Origin of the sequence: Bradyrhizobium arachidis, from assembly GCF_024758505.1 — a bacterium.
Lineage (GTDB): Bacteria > Pseudomonadota > Alphaproteobacteria > Rhizobiales > Xanthobacteraceae > Bradyrhizobium > Bradyrhizobium manausense_C.
The window spans coordinates 7,645,373-7,670,394 of record NZ_CP077970.1 but is presented as its reverse complement, the minus strand read 5'-3'; the positions used below and the strand labels follow the sequence as shown (position 1 = coordinate 7,670,394).

General features: G+C 64.9%; 25 protein-coding genes. 21 read left to right on the top strand and 4 right to left on the bottom strand.

What is annotated here, in order from left to right:
- From KUF59_RS35500 to KUF59_RS35475, 6 genes are all read left to right on the top strand, one after another.
- Positions 1-942, top strand: coding sequence for a carbohydrate ABC transporter permease (locus KUF59_RS35500; protein WP_212461324.1), 942 nt, complete (start codon positions 1-3; stop codon positions 940-942).
- Positions 935-1,783: a carbohydrate ABC transporter permease gene (locus KUF59_RS35495; protein ID WP_212461323.1), complete on the top strand. Its 849-nt coding sequence runs from the start codon at positions 935-937 to the stop codon at positions 1,781-1,783. Before KUF59_RS35500 ends, KUF59_RS35495 begins: the two co-directional genes overlap by 8 nt.
- A gap of 27 nt (positions 1,784-1,810) precedes the next feature.
- On the top strand, positions 1,811-2,908 hold the full coding sequence (locus KUF59_RS35490; RefSeq protein ID WP_212461322.1) for a Gfo/Idh/MocA family protein: 1,098 nt from the start codon (positions 1,811-1,813) through the stop codon (positions 2,906-2,908).
- A gap of 11 nt (positions 2,909-2,919) precedes the next feature.
- A complete protein-coding gene (locus tag KUF59_RS35485; protein WP_212461321.1) occupies positions 2,920-3,564 on the top strand; it encodes a ThuA domain-containing protein in 645 nt (214 codons plus the stop codon).
- Positions 3,561-4,610 (top strand): LacI family DNA-binding transcriptional regulator, encoded by a 1,050-nt coding sequence (locus KUF59_RS35480; RefSeq protein WP_212461320.1) that lies wholly within the window; start codon positions 3,561-3,563, stop codon positions 4,608-4,610. The genes KUF59_RS35485 and KUF59_RS35480 overlap by 4 nt, the downstream gene beginning before the upstream one ends.
- Positions 4,611-4,722: 112 nt before the next feature.
- The gene (locus KUF59_RS35475) at positions 4,723-5,814 is read left to right on the top strand and encodes an AI-2E family transporter (RefSeq protein WP_212461319.1); all 1,092 of its coding nucleotides are present in this window, start codon (positions 4,723-4,725) and stop codon (positions 5,812-5,814) included.
- Positions 5,815-5,829: 15 nt separating this feature from the next.
- Here KUF59_RS35475 and KUF59_RS35470 read toward each other — a convergent pair whose 3' ends face one another.
- Positions 5,830-7,230: an aminotransferase-like domain-containing protein gene (locus KUF59_RS35470; RefSeq protein ID WP_212461318.1), complete on the bottom strand. Its 1,401-nt coding sequence runs from the start codon at positions 7,228-7,230 to the stop codon at positions 5,830-5,832.
- 122 nt (positions 7,231-7,352) lie between these two features.
- Between KUF59_RS35470 and KUF59_RS35465 the strand changes: the two genes are divergently transcribed.
- From KUF59_RS35465 to KUF59_RS35455, 3 genes are read left to right on the top strand one after another with little or no spacing between them, the layout of a single operon-like run.
- Positions 7,353-8,213, top strand: coding sequence for a DMT family transporter (locus KUF59_RS35465; RefSeq protein ID WP_258767819.1), 861 nt, complete (start codon positions 7,353-7,355; stop codon positions 8,211-8,213).
- A gap of 60 nt (positions 8,214-8,273) precedes the next feature.
- Positions 8,274-8,477, top strand: a complete 204-nt coding sequence (locus KUF59_RS35460; RefSeq protein ID WP_212461316.1) for a hypothetical protein — start codon at positions 8,274-8,276, stop codon at positions 8,475-8,477.
- An 11-nt stretch (positions 8,478-8,488) separates the two neighbouring features.
- Positions 8,489-9,097: a cysteine hydrolase family protein gene (locus tag KUF59_RS35455; RefSeq protein WP_258767818.1), complete on the top strand. Its 609-nt coding sequence runs from the start codon at positions 8,489-8,491 to the stop codon at positions 9,095-9,097.
- Positions 9,098-9,108: 11 nt separating this feature from the next.
- Here the strand turns inward: KUF59_RS35455 and KUF59_RS35450 are convergent, their stop codons facing one another.
- Together KUF59_RS35450 and KUF59_RS35445 are read right to left on the bottom strand one after the other, a co-directional pair.
- A complete protein-coding gene (locus KUF59_RS35450) occupies positions 9,109-9,522 on the bottom strand; it encodes a nuclear transport factor 2 family protein (RefSeq protein WP_212461314.1) in 414 nt (137 codons plus the stop codon).
- Between the two features lie 43 nt (positions 9,523-9,565).
- On the bottom strand, positions 9,566-11,026 hold the full coding sequence (locus KUF59_RS35445; RefSeq protein WP_258767817.1) for a mannitol dehydrogenase family protein: 1,461 nt from the start codon (positions 11,024-11,026) through the stop codon (positions 9,566-9,568).
- 140 nt (positions 11,027-11,166) lie between these two features.
- Between KUF59_RS35445 and KUF59_RS35440 the strand changes: the two genes are divergently transcribed.
- From KUF59_RS35440 to uxuA, 6 genes are all read left to right on the top strand, one after another.
- The gene (locus KUF59_RS35440) at positions 11,167-11,982 is read left to right on the top strand and encodes a FadR/GntR family transcriptional regulator (RefSeq protein WP_258767816.1); all 816 of its coding nucleotides are present in this window, start codon (positions 11,167-11,169) and stop codon (positions 11,980-11,982) included.
- Between the two features lie 68 nt (positions 11,983-12,050).
- A complete protein-coding gene (locus KUF59_RS35435) occupies positions 12,051-13,028 on the top strand; it encodes a sialic acid TRAP transporter substrate-binding protein SiaP (RefSeq protein ID WP_258767815.1) in 978 nt (325 codons plus the stop codon).
- A gap of 113 nt (positions 13,029-13,141) precedes the next feature.
- Positions 13,142-13,720 (top strand): TRAP transporter small permease, encoded by a 579-nt coding sequence (locus KUF59_RS35430; protein ID WP_212461310.1) that lies wholly within the window; start codon positions 13,142-13,144, stop codon positions 13,718-13,720.
- Between the two features lie 4 nt (positions 13,721-13,724).
- The gene (locus KUF59_RS35425; protein ID WP_212461309.1) at positions 13,725-15,131 is read left to right on the top strand and encodes a TRAP transporter large permease; all 1,407 of its coding nucleotides are present in this window, start codon (positions 13,725-13,727) and stop codon (positions 15,129-15,131) included.
- Positions 15,128-16,177, top strand: a complete 1,050-nt coding sequence (locus tag KUF59_RS35420; protein WP_258767813.1) for an L-idonate 5-dehydrogenase — start codon at positions 15,128-15,130, stop codon at positions 16,175-16,177. The genes KUF59_RS35425 and KUF59_RS35420 overlap by 4 nt, the downstream gene beginning before the upstream one ends.
- Positions 16,178-16,250: 73 nt before the next feature.
- Positions 16,251-17,441, top strand: a complete 1,191-nt coding sequence (uxuA, locus tag KUF59_RS35415; protein ID WP_212461307.1) for a mannonate dehydratase — start codon at positions 16,251-16,253, stop codon at positions 17,439-17,441.
- A 143-nt stretch (positions 17,442-17,584) separates the two neighbouring features.
- Here uxuA and KUF59_RS35410 read toward each other — a convergent pair whose 3' ends face one another.
- Entirely contained in the window at positions 17,585-18,265 is a 681-nt protein-coding gene (locus tag KUF59_RS35410) for a TetR/AcrR family transcriptional regulator (protein ID WP_212461306.1), read from the bottom strand.
- Positions 18,266-18,492: 227 nt separating this feature from the next.
- Between KUF59_RS35410 and KUF59_RS35405 the strand changes: the two genes are divergently transcribed.
- From KUF59_RS35405 to KUF59_RS35380, 6 genes are all read left to right on the top strand, one after another.
- Positions 18,493-19,833, top strand: a complete 1,341-nt coding sequence (locus tag KUF59_RS35405; protein WP_212461305.1) for an MFS transporter — start codon at positions 18,493-18,495, stop codon at positions 19,831-19,833.
- A gap of 18 nt (positions 19,834-19,851) precedes the next feature.
- Positions 19,852-21,369: a carboxylesterase family protein gene (locus KUF59_RS35400; RefSeq protein WP_212461304.1), complete on the top strand. Its 1,518-nt coding sequence runs from the start codon at positions 19,852-19,854 to the stop codon at positions 21,367-21,369.
- Positions 21,366-23,033, top strand: a complete 1,668-nt coding sequence (locus KUF59_RS35395; RefSeq protein ID WP_258767812.1) for a carboxylesterase/lipase family protein — start codon at positions 21,366-21,368, stop codon at positions 23,031-23,033. Before KUF59_RS35400 ends, KUF59_RS35395 begins: the two co-directional genes overlap by 4 nt.
- Positions 23,034-23,229: 196 nt before the next feature.
- Positions 23,230-23,679 carry a hypothetical protein gene (locus KUF59_RS35390; RefSeq protein ID WP_212461303.1) on the top strand — a complete coding sequence of 150 codons (450 nt, stop codon included), beginning with the start codon at positions 23,230-23,232 and terminating at the stop codon, positions 23,677-23,679.
- Between the two features lie 115 nt (positions 23,680-23,794).
- Complete coding sequence (locus KUF59_RS35385; RefSeq protein ID WP_212461302.1) at positions 23,795-24,085, top strand: hypothetical protein; 291 nt, start codon at positions 23,795-23,797, stop codon at positions 24,083-24,085.
- Between the two features lie 158 nt (positions 24,086-24,243).
- The gene (locus tag KUF59_RS35380; RefSeq protein WP_258767811.1) at positions 24,244-24,669 is read left to right on the top strand and encodes a CHRD domain-containing protein; all 426 of its coding nucleotides are present in this window, start codon (positions 24,244-24,246) and stop codon (positions 24,667-24,669) included.
- Positions 24,670-25,022 lie beyond the last annotated feature (353 nt).

The window sequence follows — 25,022 nt, the reverse complement described above, 5'->3', positions numbered from 1 at the left end:
GTGGCGCGGCGGATCGCAAGCTCTCCGTCGCTCGATCTGGTGGAGGCTGCACCCGCACCAGTGGCGGTCCGCGGCCCGGCCTGGGATGGCCGCTATACGGTGCTCATCCTGTTCCTGCCGCCGGCCCTGCTGCTCTTCACGCTGTTCGTCGTGCTGCCGATCGGCGAGGCCGCCTGGTACTCCGCCTTCAGCTGGAACGGCTTTGGCAGACCGACCAACTGGATCGGGCTCGACAATTACCGCTTCGTGCTGGAGACGCGCGCCTTCTGGCTGGCGCTGCGCAACAACGGGCTGATCATCGCGGTGTCGCTGCTGGTCCAGCTGCCGCTGGCGCTGACGCTCGCCCTGATGCTCGCCGAACGCTTCCGAGGCGCGGTGGCGCTGCGCATGCTGTTCTTCCTGCCCTATATCCTCGCCGAGATCGCGACCGGGCTGATCTTCAGCTTCGTCTATGACGGCGACTACGGCCTCGTCGCCTCGATCTGGCGCTTCTTCGGCGCCGAGGCGCCGCATCTGCTCGCTTCGACCGATACGGCGATGCTGGCGATCCTGATCGTGATCGTCTGGAAGTATTTTGGCTTCCACATGATGCTGTTCATCGCGGCACTCCAGAGCCTGGATAAGAACCTCATCGAGGCCGCCCGCATCGACGGCGCAACGCGGAGCCAGGTGCTGCGTCACGTCGTCATCCCCTTGCTCTATCCGACCATCCGCCTCTCGGTGTTCTTTGCCATCATCGGCTCGCTGCAACTGTTCGACCTGGTGATGCCGCTGACCCGCGGCGGGCCGGCGGACTCTTCGAACACGCTGGTGAGCTTCCTCTACAACAACGGCATCTCCCGCATGCGGGTCGGCTATGGCAGCGCCGTCGGCGTCATCCTGTTCACGATCTGCGTGACCTTCGCCTTCACCTACAAACGATGGTTTATGCGCGATGAGTAGTGTCGAGACCTCGCGCCCGCCCTTCGACCCCGTCGTGCTCTACAAGGCGCTGTTCCTGGCCGCGATCGCGGCCTTTGTGCTGGTGCCGCTGCTTGCAACCGTGCTCGGCGGCTTCAAGTCCTTGGGCGAGCTGCGTGTCAATCCGTTCGGGCTGCCGCAGCACTGGGAATGGCAGAACTATGCCGACATCCTGTTCTCTAAAAGATACTGGCAACTGCTGCGCAATTCGCTTGTCATTTCGACGCTCGCGGTGACGCTGACCCTGATCGTTGCGTCGATGGCCGCGTTCACCTTTGCTCATGTCAGATTCTTCGGCAGCTCGATGCTGCTGAGCTACCTGACGCTCGGCCTGCTATTTCCGGCCGCAACCGCGGTGCTGCCGCTGTTCATCAAGGTGCGCGACCTCGGCCTGCTCGACACCTACTTTGGCGTTGCCCTGCCGCAGGTCGCCTTCAGCCTCGCGATGAGCGTCCTGCTGCTGCGTCGCTTCTTCAAGGACATCCCTTACGAGCTGCTCGAGGCCGCGCTGGTCGACGGCTGCAGCTATATCAAGTTCTTCCGCTACGTGACGCTGCCATTGTCGCGGCCGATCCTGGCGACCGTCGGTACGATCACCTTCGTCAATAGCTGGAATGCCTATCTGCTGCCGCTGGTGATGCTCAACACCGACGCGCTCTATCCCTGGCCGCTCGGCATCATGGTCTATCAGGGCGAGTACTCGTCCGAATGGCACCTGATCCTCGCCTTCATCACGCTGACGATCCTGCCCACCATCATCCTGTTCATCTTCGCGCAGCGGCACATCGTTGCCGGTCTGACCGCCGGTGCGGTCAAGGGATAGGCGGATCGAGACCTCAGGGAGCATGGAATGAGAAAAGTCGGTATCGGAATCGTCGGTTGCGGCAACATCAGCACCGCTTACCTCAAGGCCGCACAGCGCTTTCCCGTCCTCGACATCAAGGCGGTCGCCGACATGCGCAGCGACGCGGCCGAGCGGCGCGGCGCCGAGTTCGGCCTGCCCGCGATGCGGGTCGATCAGCTCCTGAAGCGCGACGACGTCGAGATCGTCATCAACCTCACGGTGCCGCTCGCTCATACCGACGTCAGCCTCGCCGTGCTCAATGCCGGCAAGCACGTCCATTCCGAAAAGCCGCTCGGCGTCAACGTCGCGGAGGCGCGCAAGGTGATGGAGTTGGCTGCACAGAAGAACCTGCGCGTCGGCTGTGCGCCGGATACGTTCCTCGGCGGCGGTCATCAGACCGCACGCAAGCTGATCGACGATGGCGCGATCGGCGCGCCCGTCGGCGGCAGCGCCTTCTTCGGCTGTCCGGGCCATGAGCGCTGGCACCCCGCGCCGGGCTTCTACTATTTGCGCGGCGGCGGGCCGATGCTGGACATGGGGCCGTATTACATCACCGACCTCGTGCAGCTGCTCGGCCCGGTCGCCAGCGTGATGGGTTCGACGGCGCGGCCGCGATCCGAGCGCCTCGTCACCAGCCAGCCGATGAACGGCGCGCTGATCCCGGTCGAGGTCCCGACCCATGTCGCGGGCATGCTGGAATTCGAGAGTGGCGCCGTCGTCTCCATCGCCATGAGCTTTGACGTGCCAAAACACCGTCATGCGCCGATCGAGATCTATGGCGACAGGGGCAGCCTTTTGGTGCCGGACCCCAACCGCTTCGGCGGCGAGGTGCAGGTGGCGAAGACCGGCGGAGAATGGGAGGCGATGCCGCTGACGCATGGACATGTCGAGGGCGAATTCCGCTCCATCGGCGTCGCCGACATGGCAACCGCGATCGTCACCGGCCGGCCGCATCGCGCCTCCGGCGCGCTCGCCTTCCATGTGCTCGAGATCATGGAGGCGTTCCAGACCTCGGCCGACGAGGGACGGCGCGTCAAAATCGAAAGCCGCGTCGACCGGCCGGAAATGATGCCGGCGGGACGCGACACCGGACAGATCGACTGAGGACAACAACAATGCGCAAGGCACTTATTGTATGGGGCGGCTGGCCCGGACACGATCCCGATCTCTGCGCCTCCATGATCCGCGGTTGGCTGAAGCAGGAAGGCTTTGACGTTCGCATCGAAACCACGACGGCAGCGTTCGGTGATCCCGCGATCCACGATCTCTCGCTGATCATTCCGATCTACACCATGTCGAAGATCGAGAAGCCCGAGGCGCTCAATCTCTGTGCCGCGGTGCGGAGCGGCGTCGGGCTTGCCGGCCATCATGGCGGCATGTGCGACGCCTTCCGCGAGTCCGTCGACTACCAGTTTCTTTGCGGCGGGCAGTGGGTCGCACATCCCGGCAACATCATCGACTACAAGGTCGATGTGACGAAGCCTGATGACCCCATCATGAAGGGCCTGAGCAGCTTCGAGCATCGGTCCGAGCAGTACTACATGCATGTCGACCCCGCGAACGAGGTGCTGGCCACGACGACGTTTTCCGGCGAGCACGCGCCCTGGATCGATGGCGTGGTGATGCCCGTGGTTTGGAAGAAGCGCTATGGCGAGGGCAGGGTGTTCTATTCCTCGCTCGGCCATCGCGCCTATGAGCTCGACGTGCCCGAGATCAGGACGCTGATGACCCGCGGCATGCTGTGGGCTGCGCGCGAATGACGGGCGGCCAGATGCAGCCGGCCGCACGCGCCACGCTGGAAGACGTCGCGCGCGCGGCGGGCGTGTCGCTCGCAACCGTCGACCGCGTCGTCAACCGCCGCGAAGGCGTGCGCGCGAAGACGGTGGCGCGCGTCGAGGCGGCGGTGGCCAAGCTCGGCTATCGCATCGATGCCGCGGCCGCCCGACTGGCACGAGGGCAGACCTTCCGTTTCGCCTTCGTGCTGCCGGCCGGCACCAACAGTTTTATGACCAATCTGACGGAGCAGGTTCAGCGCACGGCCGACTGGCTCGCCACCCAGCGCGCCTTCATCGATGTCCTGCATGTCGACGTGTTCGATCCCGACGTTCTGGCCGGCACGCTCGAGGAACTGTCGCCGGCCTATCAGGGCGTCGCCGTCATCGCGCTCGATCATCCGCGCGTGCGGGCTGCGATCGATGATCTGGCGGCGCGCGGCGTCGCCGTCGTCACGCTGGTCTCGGACGCGCCGAGCTCACGCCGCCTGCATTATGTCGGTATCGACAATCCCGCGGCGGGGCGCACCGCCGCGACGCTGATGGGGCGCTTCCTCGGCGGTCGCACCGGGAGTGTCGCCGTCATCGCAGGCTCGCTGTCATTGCGTGATCATACCGAGCGGCAGTTCGGCTTTCACCAGATACTGTCAAGCGAGTATCCGAACGTTGCGGCATTGCCGGCCTTGGAAGGGCGCGACGACAATGAGCGCACGCGCCTGCTCACGGCCGAGCTGTTAACGCGCCAGCCCGACCTGCTCGGCATCTATTCCTGCGGTGCCGGCAACCGCGGTATTGCCGAGGCGCTGGAAGCCTCGGGTCGCGCTCGCGACGTGGTCTGGATCGCCCATGAGCTCACCCAGCACACGCGGCGTTTCCTGGTGCGTGGCACGATCGATGCCATCATCAACCAGGACCCCGGCCACGAGGCGCGCTCTGCCGCGCGCGTCCTGCTCGCGCATTGCCTGGCTGAGCCGACCAGCCCCGACCAGGAGCGCATCCGCATCGACATTTTTCTGCGGGACAATCTGCCCTGAGAGTCAAGCCTGAGAACGGTGCGGCTCCCCACTTGAACTGGACCGGAATTGCCGCGAGAAAGGGGGAGCGAATTTGGGCTCCCAGCATGGTCCTTGAGAAAAAGGCGCGGCCTTGAAACCACTTCGTCCATCGGCGTCGGCGGAAGACATCATCCAGCTCGTGATCCGGCTCGGCCTGCTCGCGCTCCTGATCACCTGGACTTTCGTCATCATCCGGCCCTTCGTGCCGATCCTGGCCTGGAGCGGGGTGCTCGCCGTTGCGTTCTACCCGGCCTTTAGCTGGCTCGCAAAGCTGCTCGGCGGCCGCCCCAAGACGGCCGCGGCGATCCTTACCCTGGTGACGCTTGGGATCGTCATCGGGCCCGCAACCTGGCTTGGCATCAGCGCGGTCGAAGGCATCAAGGATCTCGCCGGCCAGATCGGCAGCGGCGATCTCGTGCTTCAATCCGCCCCGGAGCAGATCAAGACCTGGCCGCTGGTCGGGCCCTGGCTCTTCGATCTCTGGAACGAGGTCTACAGCAATTTGCGCGCCACGTTGCAGGAGGTGGTGCCGTATCTGAAGCCGCTGGCCGGCACGATGCTGTCGCTCGCGGGCGATGCCGGCGTTGGGACCCTGCAGTTTCTCGTGTCGGTATTCGTTGCAGGCTTCCTCTTTCCATTCGGACCGCAGCTCGTGGCGGCCGGTCGGGGATTTCTATTCCGCATCATTCCCGAGCAGAGCGAGCACTTTTTGGGGCTGGCGGGCGCGACCATTCGCGCGGTATCGCAGGGCGTCATCGGCGTCGCCATCATCCAGGCCTTGCTCGCCGGCGTCGGCTTCAAGTTGGCGGCGCTCCCGAGCGCGGGCCTCCTGGCCTTCATCGTCCTCCTGCTGTCGATCGTACAGATCGGCGCGTTCATCGTCCTTGCGCCCGTGATCATCTGGCTCTGGATGTACAAGGACGTCACCACGGCGCTGTTATTGACGATCTTCCTCGTCATCGTCGGCTTCATCGACAGCATCTTGAAACCGATCCTGATGGGGCGCGGGCTGACCACGCCGACACTCGTCATCTTGATCGGGGTGATTGGCGGCACGCTCGCGCACGGCATCGTCGGCCTCTTCATCGGGCCGATCGTTCTCGCCGTCGCCTGGGAGATTACGGTGGCCTGGATCCGCGTTGAACGCACCGCGCCGGCATCGAACGCCGCGACCGAGCGCTGACAGGAGTCTGCTGCGTCAGTCCACGCGCGACGCCATCGCCGCGCGAAGCACCGCCAGGACACGCTCGCCGCCGAGCTGCGCGACGTTGAAGCGCATGAAGGCGGCCGCCGACTGCGATACGCTGAACACATTTCCGGGCGCGAGGATAACGTCTTCTTCCATGCAACGGCGCGCGATCTCCGTCGAGTCCTGCCCATCGGGCAGGCGGCACCACAGATAGAATCCGCCGCGCGGCATGATCCATGGCACGATGCCGAGCGGCGCCAGTTTTGCAGCGACCGACTTGCGCGCGCGGACGAGGCGCTGGCGGATGTCGTCCATGTGCTTGCGATAGCTGCCGCCCGCCAGCACGCCTGCGATCAGCTCGGTCGTGACCCGGCTCGGTCCGCCAAAGCTGGTCGCGACCTGCAGGTCGATCAACCCTTCGATCCAGTCGGCTCGCGCAGCGACATAGCCGCAGCGCACGGATGCGGAGAGGGTCTTGGAGAAACTGCCGATCCTGATGACGCGATGGAGACCGTCGAGAACGGCAAGGCGCGGCGACGGCGCGGGCTCGAAATCCGCGAAGATCTCATCTTCGATAATCGTCATGTCGTGCGCAGCGGCGAGGCTGAGGACTCGATGCGCCGTTTGTGGCGACAGGCTCGCCCCGGTCGGATTATGCAGCGCCGAATTGGTGAGATAGAGGCGAGGGCGCTCGGCAAGGATGGCCTGCTCGAAAGCGGTCATGTCCGGTCCCGCCGGCGTGTAGGGGACGCCGACGATCTTCAACTGGTGCGCGCGCAACAGTGCTCGGAAATTGAAGTAGCAGGGATCGTCCACCAGTACCGTGTCGCCGGGGCGCAGGAGGAGGCGGCAGATCAGATCGACCGCCTGCGTTCCCGAGTTCGTCAGCATGATCTGGTCCGTCGTCGCCGTGATGCCTTCGTCGGCGAACCGGCCGAGCAGCAGGCGGCGCAAGGCGAGCGATCCGGCCGTGCTGCCATAATCCGACAGCACTGCGTCGTCGCCGCGCGCAAGCTGACGGAGCCCGCGCCGCAGCGCGGCGTTCGGCATCCAGTCCGCTGGCAACCAGCCGCAGCCGGGCTTCGGCACCGACGGGTCGGCATCGAGCGATTGCCGCGACACCCAGAACGGATCGACGTCGCGGGCGCGCGGCGCTCCGCGTTCTGCAAGCACGAGCGGCGGCAGGTTGATGCCCGTCACGTAGAATCCGGAGCCACGTCGCGCCCGGATCACGCCCTCCGCAGCAAGGCGATCATAGGCGTCGACCACCGTGGACGGCGAGACGGCCATGGTCTCGGCGAAACGGCGAACCGATGGCAGCCGGTCGCCCGGCGCTAATGCGCGGCTAGCGATCTTGGTCCGCACCGCCTCCATCAGCGTCTCGGTGCGCGTCGCTTCCCTGTCGGCCATGGCTGTCCTCGGACCAATGTGTATGGCTCGGTTGAGCCATACAGTTAGGCCAAATTGTATGCCATTGTCCCTTTGCGCGCCAGCCGCCGCCCGTTATGTCTCGCATCGGAAGGTGAGGTGACATGGAACGAACGACCGTCGGCTGGGGCAGCGGCCTCCTCGGTGTGCTGATCTTCAGCGGATCGCTGCCGGCGACGCGCGCGGCGGTGGCCGATTTCGCCCCAATCTTCCTCACCTCCGCACGCGCGGCGATCGCAGCACTGCTCGGGGCGCTATGTCTCCTCGCGCTTCGCGAAAGACCGCCCGGACGCGCCGATCTGGTGCCGCTGACGATCGTGGCGGTCGGCGTGGTCGTCGGCTTTCCGTTGCTCACGGCGCTCGCGCTCCAGCACATCACCGCAGCGCATTCGATCGTCTTCGTTGGCTTGCTGCCGCTGTCGACCGCCATCTTCGGGGTGCTGCGCGGCGGCGAGCGGCCGAAGCCTGCGTTCTGGCTGTTCTCGATCCTGGGCGCGGCGACGGTGGCAGGTTTTGCGCTGTTGCGCAGCGGCGGTGGCTCGGCGACGGGCGACGCTCTGATGGTCGCGGCGATCCTGCTCTGCGGGCTCGGCTACGCCGAAGGCGCCGCGCTATCGCGCCGGCTCGGCGGTTGGCAGGTCATCTCGTGGGCGCTGCTGTTGTCGCTGCCGGTGATGGCGGTGCTCACTCTCCTCACGCTGCCGGGCAGTTGGAGCGGCATCGGTATGCCCGCCTGGATCGGGCTCGCTTATGTCTCCATCTTCAGCATGCTGGTCGGCTTCATCTTCTGGTATCGCGGCCTGGCGCTGGGCGGCATCGCCGGCGTCGGCCAGTTGCAGTTGCTGCAACCCTTCTTCGGCTTCGTCCTTGCAGCCCTCTTGCTGCACGAGCCTGTCGCCTGGCCCATGGTAGCATCGACCGCCATCGTCGTCCTCTGCGTCGCCGGGGCGCGGCGGTTCGCCTGACAGCGCGGAACAGTGCGGCGCGTGCCGACGTTATGTCTCCTGCTGAGTAGGAGACCGGTCATGGGACTTGCCCAATACGCGATTGTTCCAGTCAGGGATCAATGGGGTGTGCTGCATGATGGCAACATCAATGGTGAGTACGCCACCAAGGAGTCCGCGTTCGAATCGGCCGCCGCGGCGGCTTCGCTCGCGATCCGTCAGGGACACGAGGTCCACCTGAGCGTTCCTGGACGTGAGCTCGGCGAATCCGCGCTCGGTAGCTGACATCCGAGCCGATGAGGGACGACGGTCCTGATATCGCTGACGTCAGCGACGCCGTGCATCTTTGCATCGACATGCAGAACATTTTTGCGCCCGGAGGCCTCTGGCAGACTCCCTGGATGGAGAAGGTCCTGCCCGCGATCGTCTCGATCGCGTCGCGATATCGCGAGCGGACGATTTTTTCCCGTTTCATCACGCCGGAACAGCCGGAAGACCGTCCGGGACAGTGGCAAAACTATTTCCGCCGCTGGCGTTGTGCGACACGGGCGCAATTGTGGACGACTGATCTCGATCTGGTGCCGGTCCTGGCGAGGTTCGTCCCGCCGGCGCGGATCATCGACAAGCCCGCCTATTCGGCCTTCACGGGCTCGGGCTTGCGCGGTCTGCTCGTCGACAAGAACGTTCGGACCATCGTGATCACGGGTGCCGAGACCGACGTTTGCGTGCTCTCGACGGTGCTCAGCGCGGTCGATCTCGGTTTTCGGGTCGTGATCGTCGAGGACGCGCTGTGCAGCTCGTCGGACGTCGGCCACGATGCATTGATGACCATGTATCGGACGCGCTTCCACGGCCAGATCGATCTGGTGACGGCGGAGGAGCTACAGCAGTATTGGCGCGAGTGAGCGGGCCGAGCTTAGTGAATGCGCCGGCTCGGGCTGGACGGCTCGTCGTGGGTCTGCTCGACGATCTGCGCGATCGGGCTCGATTGGTGGTGCACCAGACGCCAGGTGTCACCGACGCGGCGAAAGTGGTTGGCGGCGGCGAGGGCCGTGCCGTCCACGATCTCGATGCACAGCACGCGGCCGGAATCGCCATCGACGATCGCCTGCGGCTCGGCGCACGCGATCTGCGGCCGCTCCGGATTTAGCAGGATGTCGCGCCAGCTTCCGATCACGGTGGCGCGCCCGATGATGGCGGGCCAGCCGGGGTGGATGCAGGAGATGCCGTCGTCATCCGCCCACAGCCGCTCCATCGCCGCGAAGTCGCCCGCCGCAAAGGCCGCGTAGAAGGCCGCGTTGGCGGCGATGACCTTGCTTTCCTTCGTCATGCCTTTCCGGGTGGGCCAAAGACGCGGAAAAATCAAGAGCTATTCAGGTATCCGCAACCGTCCGCCGCGCGCCTTGCGCGTAGAGACGGCCGAGCGCGGCTGTCACCGCATCGCGCAGCCGCGGATCGGCGCCGAACGGGCCGAACACTTTTGCGACGCCGAGCAGCGCTGGCGCCAGACGTTCGGCGACCGGGCCCGCCTCGTTCGCGAGTGCGGCAAACTCCTTGGCGAGGGGGTCGCGCACGTCAATTGTGCGGCCCTGCTCGTCCGTTGCGGTGACGTAGCGCATCCAGCCGGCGACGGCGAGCGCGTGTGTTGCGATCGGCAGGCCGCGGCTCAATCGCTCCTGCATTGCACCGAGCAGCCGCTGCGGAAGCTTTTGCGAGCCGTCCATGGCGATCTGCCAGGTGCGGTGATGCAGCGCCGGATTGGAAAAACGCTGGAGCAGCGAGACGCGATAGGCGGCAAGGTCAGTGCCGGCAGGCATGACAAGCGTCACCGCGGCCTCCTCCATCACCCGCGCGGCCAGCCGCGCGAAGTGCGGATCGGCCATCGTATCGGCGATGGTCTCGTAGCCGGCGAGATAGCCGAGATAGGCGAGCGCCGAATGGCTGGCATTGAGCAGCCGCAGCTTCATCAGCTCGAACGGTTTTACGTCGGCGACGAGCTCGACGCCGGCTGCGGCCAGATCCGGCCGTCCCGCGGAGAAGCGGTCCTCGACCACCCATTGCGTGAACGGCTCCGTCATGACCGGCCACGCGTCATCCATCCCGAGTGCGTTGGACACGGCGGCGCGGTCAGCGTCCGTCGTCTCCGGCACGATGCGGTCGATCATGGTGCAGGGGAAGGCGACGCTATCTGATATCCACTTGCCGAGATCCTTCGATCGCAGCGCCGCGAACTGCGTCACGATCCGCTGCACGGTGTGGCCGTTCGCCGCGAGATTGTCGCAGCAAAGCACGGTGAAGGGCGACAATCCCTGCGCGCGCCGGCGCGCAAGCGCGGCAACGATGAAGCCGGGCGCCGAGCGCGGCGCGTCCGGATTGTTGAGATCATGCACAATGTCCGGGTGGCGCTCGTCGAGATCGCCGGTCTGCGGCGTATGGCAATAGCCTTTTTCGGTGACAGTCAGCGAGACGATGCGCGTCTCAGCATCGGCCATGCGCGCGACGAGCCGCGCGGGATTCTCGCGCGCGACTTCGCTGCCGATGAGCGAAGCGATCACGCGATAGGCGGTGCCCTCGGCTGCACGCACGGCAATTGTGTAGAGATGATCCTGCGGCGCGAGGGCGTCGCGCGTGTCAGGACTGCGCAGGCTGGCGCCGATGATGCCCCAGCCGGGCGCGCCGGCGGCAAGGCAGTCGTCGATGACGACGGCCTGGTGGGCCCGATGGAACGCGCCGAGGCCGAGATGCACGATGCCGGGCATCACGCGCGAAACATCGTAGGCTGGGCGGCGGATGCCGGACGGCAGCCGGTCGAGATTGGCGCGGCCGAGCCGCATGGTCGTCCTCCCCTGATTTTCGCGAGCCTTGACATGCCGGCTTTCCTCGGTCAATGCTCTGGTCAATTGGTAAGACCAATTTTCCAAAATTGGCAGGCCGTCGGGACTGGTCCCGAAACGGCCCTTTCGGGGAGGCCAGCGTGCCGCTGGAAGCTGTGGAGGCGAGACGGCTTTACCGCCAGGTCGCCGATCAATTGCGAGCCTTGATCGACAGCGGCGAGTACGCGGTCGGCAACCGGCTGCCGACCGAGCGGGAGCTCGCCGAGCAGTTGAAGGTGTCGCGGCCGACTGTGCGTGAAGCGCTGATCGCGCTCGAGGTCGAGGGCCGCCTTCGTATCCGCGTCGGCTCCGGCATCTACGTGATCGAGCCCGCCGGCGCCGTCCCGTCATTTCCTGCCGCTGCCGTCATGGAAGGTCCGTTCGAGCTGTTGCGCGCGCGAGAATTCCTCGAAGGCGCGATCGCCGAGCAGGCCGCACGCGTGGCGAAACGCGAGGACATCGCCCGGATCGATGCGTCCCTCACCGCGATGGAGAATGTCGAGCATCCCGGTGAATTGTCGATGGTCCACGATCGCGCCTTCCATGTCGCGGTGGCCGGCTGCCTCGGCAATGCCGTGCTGGTGCGCGTGGTCGGCGAGCTCTTCGACCAGCGCCTCAACCCCTATTTCGCGCAGCTTGCGCATTATTTCGAGAACCCTGCGTCCTGGCGCGCCGCGCTCGACGAACACCGTGCCGTGCGCGACGCCATCGTGGCCTGCGACGGTGATCGCGCGCGCGATGCCATGCGTGACCATCTCGCGAAATCGCAGAAGCGGTTCGCGCAGAATTTTGGAACGGAAACTGGGGCGGCTCCGGCAGCCGGAAAGGGTCGTGCCACGCGAACGGCCACCAAGCCTGCGAGTCCAAAGCGGGCATCCGGGAAACAGGCTGCTGCCGGAAGATCGCGGCGGTCATGAAGTTGGGCGGCCCGGGCTCAATCGACCGGGCGAACAAGAAGCAGACTTGAACGATGGAGGAAAAATCGATGTTGAAGAAGATGACGATTGCACTGGCTGTGTCGACGAGCGCGCTGCTCGCAGCCGCTAGTCCCGGCATGGCGCAGACCAAGCTGAAATGGGCCCATGTTTACGAGACCTCGGAGCCGTTCCACACCGCCTCGGTCTGGGCCGCGCAGGAGATCGGCAAGCGCACCAACGGGCGCTACCAGATCGACGTCTATCCGGCCTCTCAGCTCGGCAAGGAGACCGACATCAACCAGGGCCTGGCGCTCGGCTCGGTCGACATCATCATCTCCGGCTCGAGCTTCGCGGCCAAGAGTTTTCCGCCGATCGGCGTGACCTATTATCCCTACACCTTCCGCGACGCCGATCACCTCCTCGCCTACACCAAGAGCGACATCTTCAAGGAGCTCGCGAAAGGCTATGAGGACAAGAGCGGCCATCACATCGTCTCCGTGACCTACTACGGCGTGCGTCAGACCTCGTCCAACAAGCCGATCAAGGCCTGCGCCGACATGAAGGGTCTGAAGATGCGCGTGCCCGACGTGCCGGCCTATCTTGCGATGCCGCGCGCATGCGGCGCCAACACCGCGCCGATCGCCTTCGCCGAAGTCTATCTCGCGCTCCAGAACGGAACGGTCGAGGCCCAGGAAAATCCGCTGACCACGATCGAGGCCAAGAAGTTCTACGAAGTGCAGAAGCACATCGTGCTGACCGGCCACATCGTCGACCATCTCAACACCGTGGTCGCCGGCGGCCTCTGGAAGAAGCTCTCGGACGAGGACAAGAAGATCTTCACCGACGTGGCACAGGAAGCGGCCGCGAAGGCGACGGGAGAGATCAAGCAGAACGAGGCCAAGCTGGTCGCCTTCTTCAAGGACAAGGGCCTCTCCGTGACGGAAGTCGACAAGAACGAGTTCCGCGACACCGTGCTGAAGAACGTCACGTTCGAAAGCTTCGGCTATCGCAAGGCCGACTGGGAACGCATCCAGGCGGTGAAATAACTAGCATCGTCATTCCGGGATGGTCTGAAGGACCAGACCCGGAATCTCGAGATTCCGGGTTCGATGCTTCGGCATCGCCCCGGAATGACGATTGGACCTCTGGGAGGTAATAAATGTCGACCGCCGAATTGCACCGGCAGATCACCGCCGACGAGATCGCCCATACCTTCGAGGAGGAGGGGACGCCGAAGGTCGATCTCGGCCAATATGCCTTCGAGGACTGGGTGGCGCTGGCGATCTTCTGGGTGATGGCGCTCTCGGTCTTCCTCCAGTTCTTCACCCGCTACGTCCTCAACGACAGCTACGCCTGGACCGAGGAGATCGCGACCTACTGCCTGATCGGCGTGGTCTTCATCGGCTCGTCCATGTGCGTGCGGCTGTCGCGCCACATCCAGGTCGATCTCATCTACCGCTATCTGCCGCACCTCGTGGCGCGAGCGCTGTCGACGGTGATCGATGTGATTCGCATCGTGTTCTTTGCCTACGCCGTGCGGCTGGTGTGGATCTACATCAAGGTGATCGGCGACGAGCCGATGACGACGATCAATTTCCCGAAGAACTATGTCTACTACGCCGCGCTGCTCGGCTTCGTGCTGATGCTCGGGCGTTCGATCCAGGTGGCGGTCGAGAACTGGCGGCGGGGCTATTCGATCCTCGAACGTCCCGGTGCTTTCGACGGAACGGAAGGGTGATGCCATGCTGCTGTTGCTTGGGGGCTTTCTCATCCTGATGCTCGTCGGCCTGCCGGTCGCACTCGCGATGGCGGTGTCGTCGCTGCTCTACATCATCGTCAGCGGCGTCACGCCCGACGTCACGCTGGCGCAGCGCATGATCGCAGGCGTCGAGAGTTTTCCGCTGCTCGCGGTGCCCTTCTTCATCCTGGCCGGCAACCTCATGAACATCGCCGGCGTCACCGGGCGCATCTACAAGTTTGCGGTCGCGCTGGTGGGCTGGATGCGTGGCGGTCTCGGCCACGTCAACATCATCGGCTCGGTGATCTTCTCCGGCATGTCCGGCACCGCGATCGCTGACGCCGCCGGTCTCGGCACCATCGAGATCAAGGCGATGAAGGACCACGGCTACTCGACCGAATTCTCGGTCGGCGTCACCGCGGCCTCGGCGACACTCGGGCCCATCATTCCGCCGTCGCTGCCCTTCGTCATCTACGGCATGATGGCCAACGTCTCGATCGGCGCGCTGTTTCTCGGCGGCGTCATTCCGGGCGTGGTCATGACGCTGCTGATGATGGCCACCGTCACCTACTTCGCCCACAAGAACCGCTGGGGCAGCGACACGCCATTCTCCTGGCCGCAGCTGGGCTCGGCGGGGCTCGAAATCCTGATCGTGCTCAGCTTCCCGCTCGCGATCTGGCTGATGGTGCTCGCCGGCCTGTCGACCAACATGGCCGTGCTCATCGGGCTTGGCGTCCTGCTCGCGATCGACTGGTATTTTGACTTCTCGGCCGTGATGGCGCTGATGGCGCCGGTGATCCTGATCGGCGGCATGACGCTCGGCTGGTTCACGCCGACGGAAGCCGCGGTCGCCGCCGTGATCTGGTCGCTGTTCCTCGGCCTCGTGCGCTACCGCACCATGACGCTGAAGACGGTGGCGAAGGCGACCTTCGACACTATCGAAACCACGGCCTCCGTGCTGTTCATCGTCACGGCCGCCTCGATCTTCGCGTGGCTGCTGACGGTGTCGCAAGCGGCACAGACGCTCTCCGACGCGATGCTGTCCTTCACCCACAACAAATGGGTGTTCCTGCTGCTCGCGAACATCCTGATCCTGTTCGTCGGCTGCTTCATCGACACCATCGCGGCCATCACCATCCTGGTGCCGATCCTGCTGCCGATCGTGCTCAAGCTCGGCATCGACCCGATCCACTTCGGCCTGATCATGACGCTGAATCTGATGATCGGCCTGTTGCATCCGCCGCTCGGGATGGTGCTGTTCGTGCTGGCGCGCGTCGCAAAGCTCTCGGTCGAGCGCACGACGGTCGCGATCCTGCCCTGGCTGGTGCCGCTACTGCTCGCGCTGATCGCCATCACCTACATTCCTGACCTCACGCTCTGGCTGCCGAAATATATGGGATTGTCCAAATGACCTCTGTTGCTCTCGCCGCTACCCTGTTCGGTCCCGAAGATCTCCGCATGATCGAGCATCCGCTCGAGAAGCTTGGCGATGGCATGGTGCGCATCCGCTTTGGTGCCGGCGGCATCTGCGGTTCAGACATGCACTACTTCCGCCACGCCCGCACCGGCGATTTCGTGGTGAAGTCGCCGCTGGTGCTCGGCCATGAGATTTCCGGCGAGGTCGTGGAGATCGCGGGCGCGGCACCGAACCTGAAGGTCGGCGACCGCGTTGCCGTCAACCCGTCGCGCTGGTGCGGCCATTGCGTCGCCTGCCGCGAGGGCCGGCCGAACCTCTGCGAAAACATCTTCTTCATGGGCTCGGCGTCGAAGACCCCGCATATGCAGGGCGGCTTTGCCAACTATTTTGACGCCATCCCCGCGCAATGCGTGAAAATTCCTGACCATGTCTCCTACCAGGCGGCCGCGCTCGCCGAACCGCTCGCCGTCTGCCTGCATGCCGTGGCGCGCGCCGGTGATATCAATGGCAAGCGCGGCATCATCTTTGGCGCAGGGCCGATCGGGCTTCTCACCATGCTCGCGGCGCGCCGGGCCGGCATGGCCGACATCACGGTGGCGGACATCGCGCCGGCGCCGCTCGCTTTCGCGACCCGGCTTGGCGCCTCGCATGTCGAGAACGTCTCCGGCGGGGAAGACGGACTGAAGGCGCAAGCCGCTGCGCGTCCATACGATGTCGCTTTCGAAGTTTCGGGCACGGCGGCAGGCCTTGCCAGCGCGATCGGCATCATCAGGCGCGGGGGCATCGTCGTGCAGATCGGCAATCTGCCGGGCGGGCAGATCCCGGTGCCGGCGAACGCCGTCATGGCCAAGGAGATCGATCTCAGGGGCTCGTTCCGCTTCGGCTTCGAGTTCATGAACGCAGTGGAGCTGATCGGCAATGGCAGCGTCGACGTGCTGTCGCTGGTGACGGCCGAGCGTCCGCTCGCCACCGCACCCGATGCGTTGCGCCTGGCGCTCGACCGTTCGCAAAGCGTCAAGGTCGTGCTGACCGCGCTTTAGATTCTTGTTTTGAGCCTGATCTTTTCGGAAAACCGCTTCACACTTTTCCGGATCATGCTCTAGGGAGAGAGACATGATGCTCGAGGGATGGCGCTGGTACGGCCCCAACGATCCCGTTTCGCTCGACGATGTCAGGCAGGCGGGTGCGACCGACATCGTGTCGGCGTTGCACCAGGTGCCGATCGGCGAAGCCTGGACCCGCAAGGCGGTCGAGGAGCGCAAGAATTTCATCGAGCATGGCCAGCCCGGTCGCTCGCCGCTGACATGGTCCGTCGTCGAGTCGATCCCGATCCCCGACGACGTCAAGCGTCTCGGGGGCAAGGCGACGCGCTCGATCGAGGCCTGGATCGCGAGCCTGGAGGCGGTTGCCGCCGCCGGCATCAAGGTCATCTGCTACAACTTCATGCCCGTGGTCGACTGGTGCCGCACCGATCTCGAATGGGAGTTGCCGAACGGGGCGCGGGCGATGCGCTTCGACCAGGACCGCTTTGCGGCGTTCGAGCTGCACATCCTCAAGCGCCCCACCGCGCCGCAGGAGTATTCGCCTGAACAGCAGGCGCGCGCGAAAGAGCGCTTCGACAAGATGAGCCAGGCCGACGTCGACTATCTCGTCATGGCCATCGCCAGCGCCCTGCCGGGCTCGACCACCGAGCCGATGACCATCCCGCAATTCCGCGACCGGCTCGAACAGTACCGCGACATCACGCCAAAGGTCCTGCGCCAGCACCTCGCCGAATTCCTGGGCCGCGTGGCGCCGGTCGCCGAACAGCTCGGCGTGTCGCTGACGCTGCATCCCGACGATCCGCCGCGTCCGTTGTTCGGCTTGCCGCGCGTCGCTTCCACTGCCGATGACTATCAGGCGCTGTTCGATGCCGTGCCGTCGAAGGCCAACGGCATCTGCCTGTGCACGGGATCACTGGGCGTCCGTGCCGACAACGACCTGCCGGCGATGGCCGAGCGTTTTGGCCCGCGCATTGCGTTTGCGCATCTGCGCGCGACCAAGCGCGAGGCTGACAGCCTGTCCTTCTATGAGTCGGACCATCTCGACGGCGACGTCGACATGATCGCGGTGCTCAAGGCGCTGCTGAAGGAAAACGCGCGGCGCGAGCCGGGCAAGAAAATCGTGTTCCGACCCGATCACGGGCACCGCATGCTCGACGACCTCGCCGCGACCAAGCGGACAAACCCCGGCTATACCGCGATCGGCCGTTTGCGTGGCCTCGCCGAACTCCGCGGTGCGATCCGCGCGATCGAGCACCACTAGAGCGCTTGCGAGCGTAGTGACGAGATCGTTCAGGCGCTTGTAAATTGCTTCCCCATCGTCGCCTGGCGAACGTCAGGACCCATGACTACAGGGGTTGGCGAAGATTGATCGCCACCAGCTCGCGTCACGACTCCCGCTTGGGGTTATAGGTCCTGGCTTTCGCCAGGACGACGCCGAGGCGCCGCCGACAGCCACGCCAAAATCATGTCGACGATCTGCTGCCGGCTCTTCGCCAGCACTTTTGGCTCGCTGAGGTCGCGATCGAACAGAGCGCCGAAGGTGTGGCGATTGGCGACGCGGAAGAAGCAGTAGGAGCTGATCGCAAGATGCAGATCGATGGCGTCGACGTCGTCGCGGAAGCTGCCGTCCGTCCGTCCGCGCTGCAGGATCTTGTCGAGCGTCGTGATCACGCTGGCATTGAGCTGGCGCAGTTGCGGGTTCTGCTTCAGATGCTTGCCATGGTGGATGTTCTCGATGCTGACGAGGCGGATGAAGCTCGGGTTGCGCTCGTCGTGGTCGAAGGTCGCCTCGATCAGGCGGCGCAGCCCCTCGCGCGCATCACAGCGTTCGATGTCGAGCTGGTCCTCCAGTGCGCGGATGCTGCGATAGGCCTCCGCCAGCACCGCGAGGTAGAGCTGCTCCTTGCCGCCGAAGTAATAGTAGATCATCCGCTTGGACGTGCGGGTCCGCGCGGCGATGGCATCGACCCTGGCGCCGGAATAGCCCTCGGAGGCGAATTCCTGGGTCGCCACTTCAATGATGTCGCGCTTGGTGCGCTCGGGGTCGTTGGTGCGCTTTGGTATTGGCGGCATGCGCTCGAGCATCGATGTTTCTCCCGCCAATCCTATGGATCACCTTGAATGCGAGGGCAAATTTCGCCTTACGGCAGCGTCGTTCGCACGATCTTGCATAAACGTACTAGTTCGTACATTATGGCTGAAAACAAGGTCCCGGCAACCGCGATCTGAAAGCGCCAAGCGGGAGGTCAGAGACCTCGCAGGGCGCCGACGTGGCGACACCGGACAACCAGACATCAATGGGAGGGATTTTCATGACTTTGACGTCAACCGCATCGCTGCCTGCATCATCCACGGCACAAGCCGGTCAGAACAAGCTGCCGAAGCGCGCCGCGTTGGTCAGCTTCGTCGGCAGCATGCTCGAATACTACGACTTCTTCATCTACGGCACCGCCGCGGCCCTGATCTTTCCAAAAGTGTTCTTCGCCAACGTCGATCCCTCGACCGCGACGCTGCTCGCGCTGCTCTCCTTCGGCATCGGCTACATCGCGCGGCCCGTAGGCGCCGTCATCCTCGGCCATTTCGGCGACCGCATCGGGCGCAAGACGGTGCTGCTGTTCACGTTGGTGCTGATGGGCGGCTCGACGCTTGCGATCGGCTTGTTGCCGGATGCCAAGACCATCGGCAACGCCGCGCCGATCATCCTCACGCTGCTGCGGCTGTTGCAGGGCCTGTCGGCCGCCGGCGAGCAGAGCGGAGCGAACTCGCTGACGCTGGAGCATTCCGCCAACTCCAACCGCGCCTTCTTCACGAGCTGGACGCTGAGCGGCACGCAGGCCGGCGCGATCCTGGCGACGCTGGTGTTCATCCCGGTCTCCAGCCTGCCCGAGGATCAACTCCTGAGCTGGGGCTGGCGCATTCCGTTCCTGCTGTCGTTCTTCGTGCTCGTCGTCGCCTATGTGGTGCGGCGGACGATGCCGGAAACGCCCGTCTTCGAGGAGATCAAGGACAAGGCGAAGGTCGCGCGCTTCCCGATCGTCGCGCTGCTGCGCGACTACTGGCCCGACGTGCTGCGCGTGATCGTCTGCGCGCTGATCGCAACCGTCAGCACCATGACGGCAGTGTTCACGCTTGGCTATGTCACCTCGAAATTCGGAGTGGCGCGACCGACCATGTTGTGGGCCGGTGTGCTCGGCAACGTCACCGCGCTCGTCACCCAGCCGCTATGGGCGCTGCTCGCCGACCGCATCGGCCGCAAGCCCGTGTTCATCGGCGGCGTGCTCGGCTGCGCGGTGCTGCTGTTCCCCTATTTCATGGCCGTGACGTCGGGGAATACGGTCCTGATCTTCGCCGCCGCCATGATCCTCTCCGGGATCGTCTACGCGGCGCCGAACGCGATCTGGCCGTCCTTCTATGCCGAGATGTTCGAGGCGCGGGTGCGCTATTCCGGAACCGCGATCGGCACCCAACTCGGCTTCCTCGCCGCCGGCTTCACGCCGCTGGTGAGCGCAAGCCTGGTGGGTGAAGGACCGACGGGCTGGATTCCGGTCGCGAGCTTCGTGGCGGCCTGCTGCGTGATCTCGGCGGCCGCGGCCGCAACCGCACGCGAGACTCACAAGGTCGACATCGCCGACCTCGGCAAGCGGCGCAACTGAGCAAGGGTGACCGATAGCATGCTGACATCTGCAGTTCCGACCACGAGCGGGCCGGTCATCGGCCTTGCGCAGAATGGCGTACGTGCCTTCAAGGGCGTGCCATTCGCCACTAGCCGGCGGTTTGCAAAGGCGACAAGGCCGCGCCCGTGGACGGAGCCGCGCCACTGCACGGACTACGGCGCTTACGCGCCGCAGCCCGGTCATCTCGACCACTCGCATGAGAAGGCCTGCCTCACCCTGAACATCTTCGCGCCCGATGTGGTCGATCGTCCGCTGCCGGTGCTGTTCTTCATCCATGGCGGCGCCTTCGTCACCGGCGGCGGCGCCGATTATGATGGCGCCTTCCTCGCGGCGAGCGGCCCGGCCGTCATCGTCACCATCAACTACCGGCTCGGGCCGCTCGGGTTCCTGCAACTACATCGGCACGGTGGTGCGCTGGCCGAGGCAAATAACCTGGCGATCTCCGACACGCTGGCCGCACTCGACTGGACCCGGGACAACATCGCAAACTTCGGCGGCGACCCCGATGCGCTGACGCTGTCGGGCCAATCCGCCGGCGCGTCCCTGGTGATTGCGCTGGCGAGCCTGCCGCAGGCCAAAGGCAAATTCAGCCGTGTCTTTGCGCTGAGCGCGCCGGGGCGGACCATCATGAGTGCGGAGCGCGCCGACGAGGTGGTGCGTCGTGTGCTCGCGGAGCTCGATCTTGCGCGCAACTCGGATGCCATCGCGACGCTGCCGCTGCCAAATCTGTTCGCCGCGATGGACAGCGTTGGGCGAAAACTCGCGGACGAAACCTCCTCCGGCACCGTGTTCGGCCCCGTGCTCGACGGCGCAGTGATCGTGCGCGAGCCGAGAGAGGTGATTGCTGAGGGCTACCTGCGCAACGTCCCGCTCTGGCTCGGCTCCTGCCGCGACGAGATGACGATGTTCCTGAAGAGTACGCCGCCGGCCGCGATGATCCGCGCCACCGAGCGGCAGGTCCGCGCCTCCTTCGGCGATGCCGGCTGGGAGCGCCTCCTGGCCTGCTATCGCGCCACCGCGCGTACGGACGAAGACCCTTACGAAGCCCTGCTGTCGGATGCGTTCTGGCATCGGCCGATGACCGATCTCGCGCGCGACCAGAGCGCGGCGGGCGGTGCGGTGTGGCTGAGCCGCTTCGACCATCGTCCGGCGCTGGAGCCGTTTCTGTCACAGGGGCCGACCCACGGCGCCGACAATGCCTGTCTGTGGGCGCACGTGCCAAATTTCATCGATCGGCCGATCCTCAGGCGCGCGGGCGGACCGATGACGCCTGACGACATCGCGGTAGCCGAGCGGCTGCAGGCGAGCGTGCTGCGCTTCGTTGCGACGGACGCGCCTGATGTCGCGGAAGTCTGGCCGCGGTTCGAAGCCGGCACCGAGCGCCTTGCGGTCTTCGCCGCGCCGTTCCACCTTGCCTCCACCAATGAGGGTGAGCGGTTCCGCCTGTGGGCGGATCTTGCGGCGCGCCAGGATCGGACTGCCGAGAACAACAAGAAGATGCTGGAGGCAAGATGATGACATCAGCAAAGCGCGCAATGCGCGCAGTGTCGTGGTCGGCGATCGCGGCGGGTCTTTGTCTGTTCACAATGGTCGCACCTGCGGCGGCGCAGATCGTCGCCACGCCGATCCCCGAGGATCCCGTCAAGATCGACAGCGGCACCGTCTCCGGCAAGGTGCTGACCTCGGGCGTAAAAGCCTACTTCGGCATCCCCTTTGCGACGCCGCCGCTCGGCGAGCTCCGCTGGCGCGCGCCGCAGCCGGTCGAGCCCTGGAAGGGTGTCTATCACGCCGACCGCCTGTCGCCGGAATGCATCCAGGTGCTGCGCCGGCACAATCTCAACCACTATTTTGGCGAGGAGGCGACGAGCGAGAACTGCCTCTATCTGAACATCTGGGCGAACGCCGACGCCAAGGCGGGCGCAAAACTGCCGGTCGTCGTGTGGATCTATGGCGGCGGCTTCACGCTCGGCTCCAGCGGCATGGCGATGTATGACGGCGAGAATGTCGCCAGGAAGGGCACGATCTTCGTCAGTTTCAACTATCGCGTCGGCATTTTGGGCAATCTCGCCCACCCCGAGCTGACGGCGGAATCGCCGCACCGGGCGTCCGGCAATTACGGCCTGATGGACCAGGTCGCGGCGCTGCAATGGATCAAGCGCAATATCGCATCCTTCGGCGGCGACCCTGACAACGTCACCATCACCGGCCAGTCGGCCGGCGCGATGTCGGTCTCCGCGCTCGAAGCAAGCCCGCTGGCAAAAGGCCTGTTCAACCGCGGCTTCGCCATGAGCCTGAGCATGTTCGACAATCGCTTCAAATTCCCCCCGCTTGCGGACGCCGAGAAGATCGGGCTCGAGGTGCAGTCGGCGCTGGGCGCGGGCTCGCTTGCCGAGATGCGGCTGATCCAGGCGGACAAGATCCTCGCCGTCCAGAAGGACTGCCAGCTCGGGTGCGCCGGCACGATTGCGGTGACGCTCGACATCGACGGCTACGTCCTGCCCGATACGGTGCCAAACATCTTTGCGGCCGGAAGGCAGAACGATGTCGCGACCGTTGCAGGTTTTACGCGCGACGAAAGCTCGAACGATCTGCGTACCGCTGCCAATCTGGAAGGCTACGTTGCGGCCGCGCGAAAACTCTACGGTGACCAGGCCGATCGCTTCCTTTCGCTCTATCCCGCGAAGAGCGACGAGGAGGCCAAGGCCGTGGGGCTGCTCGCCGCGCGCGAGGGCTTGGTCGAGGTCGGCACGCGCAACTGGGCGATCGCGCAGCGCAAGACGGGCAAGGCGCCATTTTACATGTACATGTTCTCGCGCGTGCATCCCTTTGCCAAGGAGGTGCAGTTCTTCGACAGCCCGCAAAAAATCGGCGCCTATCACACCTCCGACGTGCCTTATTGGTTCGGTACGCAGGATGCCTTCAACAAGTTCCGGACGACCCGCGTCTGGACCGAGTTTGACCGCGTATTGTCAGATCGCATGATGGATGCGCTGGTCGCGTTCGCGCGCACCGGCGATCCCGGCACGTCCGGGACACCATGGCCGCAATGGACCGTCGGCGCGCAAAAATATGTCGAGTTCGGCGACGACAGCGGCGTGCGCGAGGAGGACGCGGCACGCATCGATTTCCACACGCCAGCGAATGTCACGCCGTCGACGCCGCGGATCTCGCGGGACTAGAGCATGATCCGGAAGAGTGCCTAGCGGTCGGCATCGAACTGTTCTGCCCGTGTTGTCTGCGGGGCGCGGCGCCGCGAGGTCAATTTGACCGGATTGTTTTGCGCGGCGTTAACCGTCGCGACATGGCTCGCCGATCGGTCATTGTCGCGCCCAAGAGTTGGGAGCACATACGCGCCTTCCAGTTGCAGGCACACCCATGCTCAGAGATGGCAAATACGCTGCTTGGTTCAGGACCCCGCGTGGTCAGGGCACCGGCATCGTTCAACTCGCTGGTGGACGGATCACCGGCAGCGACAGTTTCTTCATCTATGGCGGCTCCTACCAGGTCGACCAGGATCGCTTCACCGCTGTCCTGACGACGCGGCGGCATGCGCAGGGACCACCGACCGTGTTCGGGCCTGACGAGGTCGAAGTCGATCTCTCGGGTGTGTGCACCGGCGCGATGGCGACCTGCTCGGGCACGGCCAGAGAGGCCCCGGAGGTGCTGTTCGAGGCGACGCTGATCTACAGCCAGGACGAGATGCCGGCGACGGAAGCCAAATGCGCCGTCGTCAAGCTCAAGGCCGACAAGCTCCCGAGGACCTTGGACGCCCGTTCGCGCGCGCGAACTCCGTTCAAGTCGGGGCCGAAGAGGCCGGTCTCCTGACGGCTTCGCGAAGGCGCTCTGAGGGTGCGCAGATCGTACTTGTCTCGCGGCCCGCGTGGCAACACGGCCTTTACAATTGCGGCCTAGCGTGCCGGTCTGCAATGCGGTGAAGAACATGCCCCAGATCTGGATGACGTACGACGAATTGGCGACCCTGTGCGGCTGCGACGCCGCGGCGGCGAGGCATCTGGCCGCGCATCTGTCGCTGGATCGCCGCAAGAGCCGCGACGGCTGTACGCGCGTCAAGCTGAACCCTGCGCTCACGGCCAAGTTTTTCGCCGCCGTTCGCGACGCGGAGTTCGATCTCGACTTCGCCATTGCGGCGCTGCGCGATACGCACCAGCAGATGGTCGAGCTCCTGACGCCGGACGCGGCAGGCGGGCGGCGCGGCGCCGTGTCCGCATAGCCTTTACTTCGCAAGAGTGCCGCAGCCTCCGGATGATCCGATAGTACAAGTTGCAGCCATCAGTATAATCGGCTCGAATCAGGGTGAGCCCGCGGCCGGAATTTGCCCTGACCGACGGTGTTTCAACCAAACGAGTCAAAGACCCTGGGGAGGCTGACATGAAGCAGGCCGTGTGTCTGGCGGGTGCGATGCTGTTGGGCGTGACGCTGTTGGGTTCCGCGGCCCGCGCCGAGGTGGTGAAGTTGAGCGGCGAGCTCAAGGGCAGCAGCGAGGTGCCGCCGAACAACAGTTCCGGCTCGGGCAAGGCCGAGGCGACCTACGACACGGATACCAAGACCCTGACTTACACTGTCACCTATAACGGTCTCACGGGACCGGCGATGGGCGCGCATTTCCATGGGCCCAGCGAAGCCGGCAAGAACGCCGGCATCGCGCTGCCCTTCAAGTCGGCGCAAAGCCCGATCCAGGGCACCGCCACCCTGACCGATGCACAGGCCGCCGACCTGTTGGCCGGGAAGTGGTACGCGAACATCCATACCGCGGCGAATCCGGGTGGTGAGCTGCGCGGGCAGATGGTGAAGTAGACGAGATCCAAGCATCCGGCTGGGGCGGTGCCGGCGGGGCAGCCTCATACTGGATGCTGCAGGCGGGCGAGACAACTTTCCTCGCCGGTATGCACGGACGGCAACCTTGGGGAGGACCAAACGGGAAGCGGCCTTGCAACTTCCCGAGGTCGAACGCATTATCCCGGGATTAGCCCATTTTGAAGAGGACGATTTTCATGAAGCTTCATGTGCTTGCGCCAATCGTTGCTTTTTGTGCCTGCAGTTCTCTGATGCCCGGCACGGCTTCGAGTGCCGAGCTATCGATCCCCTCGTCGCAGAGATCCGCGTCTGGATATGTTTATTGGGATGACGTGTATCCACCGGCAGTTTAT

Bases quoted from the DNA above. Each gene is read 5' to 3' on its own strand.
- KUF59_RS35495 (WP_212461323.1), top strand. From the start codon at position 935: ATGAGTAGTGTCGAGACCTCGCGCCCGCCCTTCGACCCCGTCGTGCTC.
- KUF59_RS35490 (WP_212461322.1), top strand. From the start codon at position 1,811: ATGAGAAAAGTCGGTATCGGAATCGTCGGTTGCGGCAACATCAGCACC.
- KUF59_RS35485 (WP_212461321.1), top strand. From the start codon at position 2,920: ATGCGCAAGGCACTTATTGTATGGGGCGGCTGGCCCGGACACGATCCC.
- KUF59_RS35480 (WP_212461320.1), top strand. From the start codon at position 3,561: ATGACGGGCGGCCAGATGCAGCCGGCCGCACGCGCCACGCTGGAAGAC.
- KUF59_RS35470 (WP_212461318.1), bottom strand. From the start codon at position 7,230: ATGGCCGACAGGGAAGCGACGCGCACCGAGACGCTGATGGAGGCGGTG.
- KUF59_RS35465 (WP_258767819.1), top strand. From the start codon at position 7,353: ATGGAACGAACGACCGTCGGCTGGGGCAGCGGCCTCCTCGGTGTGCTG.
- KUF59_RS35460 (WP_212461316.1), top strand. From the start codon at position 8,274: ATGGGACTTGCCCAATACGCGATTGTTCCAGTCAGGGATCAATGGGGT.
- KUF59_RS35455 (WP_258767818.1), top strand. From the start codon at position 8,489: ATGAGGGACGACGGTCCTGATATCGCTGACGTCAGCGACGCCGTGCAT.
- KUF59_RS35450 (WP_212461314.1), bottom strand. From the start codon at position 9,522: ATGACGAAGGAAAGCAAGGTCATCGCCGCCAACGCGGCCTTCTACGCG.
- KUF59_RS35445 (WP_258767817.1), bottom strand. From the start codon at position 11,026: ATGCGGCTCGGCCGCGCCAATCTCGACCGGCTGCCGTCCGGCATCCGC.
- KUF59_RS35435 (WP_258767815.1), top strand. From the start codon at position 12,051: ATGTTGAAGAAGATGACGATTGCACTGGCTGTGTCGACGAGCGCGCTG.
- KUF59_RS35430 (WP_212461310.1), top strand. From the start codon at position 13,142: ATGTCGACCGCCGAATTGCACCGGCAGATCACCGCCGACGAGATCGCC.
- KUF59_RS35425 (WP_212461309.1), top strand. From the start codon at position 13,725: ATGCTGCTGTTGCTTGGGGGCTTTCTCATCCTGATGCTCGTCGGCCTG.
- KUF59_RS35420 (WP_258767813.1), top strand. From the start codon at position 15,128: ATGACCTCTGTTGCTCTCGCCGCTACCCTGTTCGGTCCCGAAGATCTC.
- uxuA (WP_212461307.1), top strand. From the start codon at position 16,251: ATGATGCTCGAGGGATGGCGCTGGTACGGCCCCAACGATCCCGTTTCG.
- KUF59_RS35410 (WP_212461306.1), bottom strand. From the start codon at position 18,265: ATGCTCGAGCGCATGCCGCCAATACCAAAGCGCACCAACGACCCCGAG.
- KUF59_RS35405 (WP_212461305.1), top strand. From the start codon at position 18,493: ATGACTTTGACGTCAACCGCATCGCTGCCTGCATCATCCACGGCACAA.
- KUF59_RS35400 (WP_212461304.1), top strand. From the start codon at position 19,852: ATGCTGACATCTGCAGTTCCGACCACGAGCGGGCCGGTCATCGGCCTT.
- KUF59_RS35395 (WP_258767812.1), top strand. From the start codon at position 21,366: ATGATGACATCAGCAAAGCGCGCAATGCGCGCAGTGTCGTGGTCGGCG.
- KUF59_RS35390 (WP_212461303.1), top strand. From the start codon at position 23,230: ATGCTCAGAGATGGCAAATACGCTGCTTGGTTCAGGACCCCGCGTGGT.
- KUF59_RS35385 (WP_212461302.1), top strand. From the start codon at position 23,795: ATGCCCCAGATCTGGATGACGTACGACGAATTGGCGACCCTGTGCGGC.
- KUF59_RS35380 (WP_258767811.1), top strand. From the start codon at position 24,244: ATGAAGCAGGCCGTGTGTCTGGCGGGTGCGATGCTGTTGGGCGTGACG.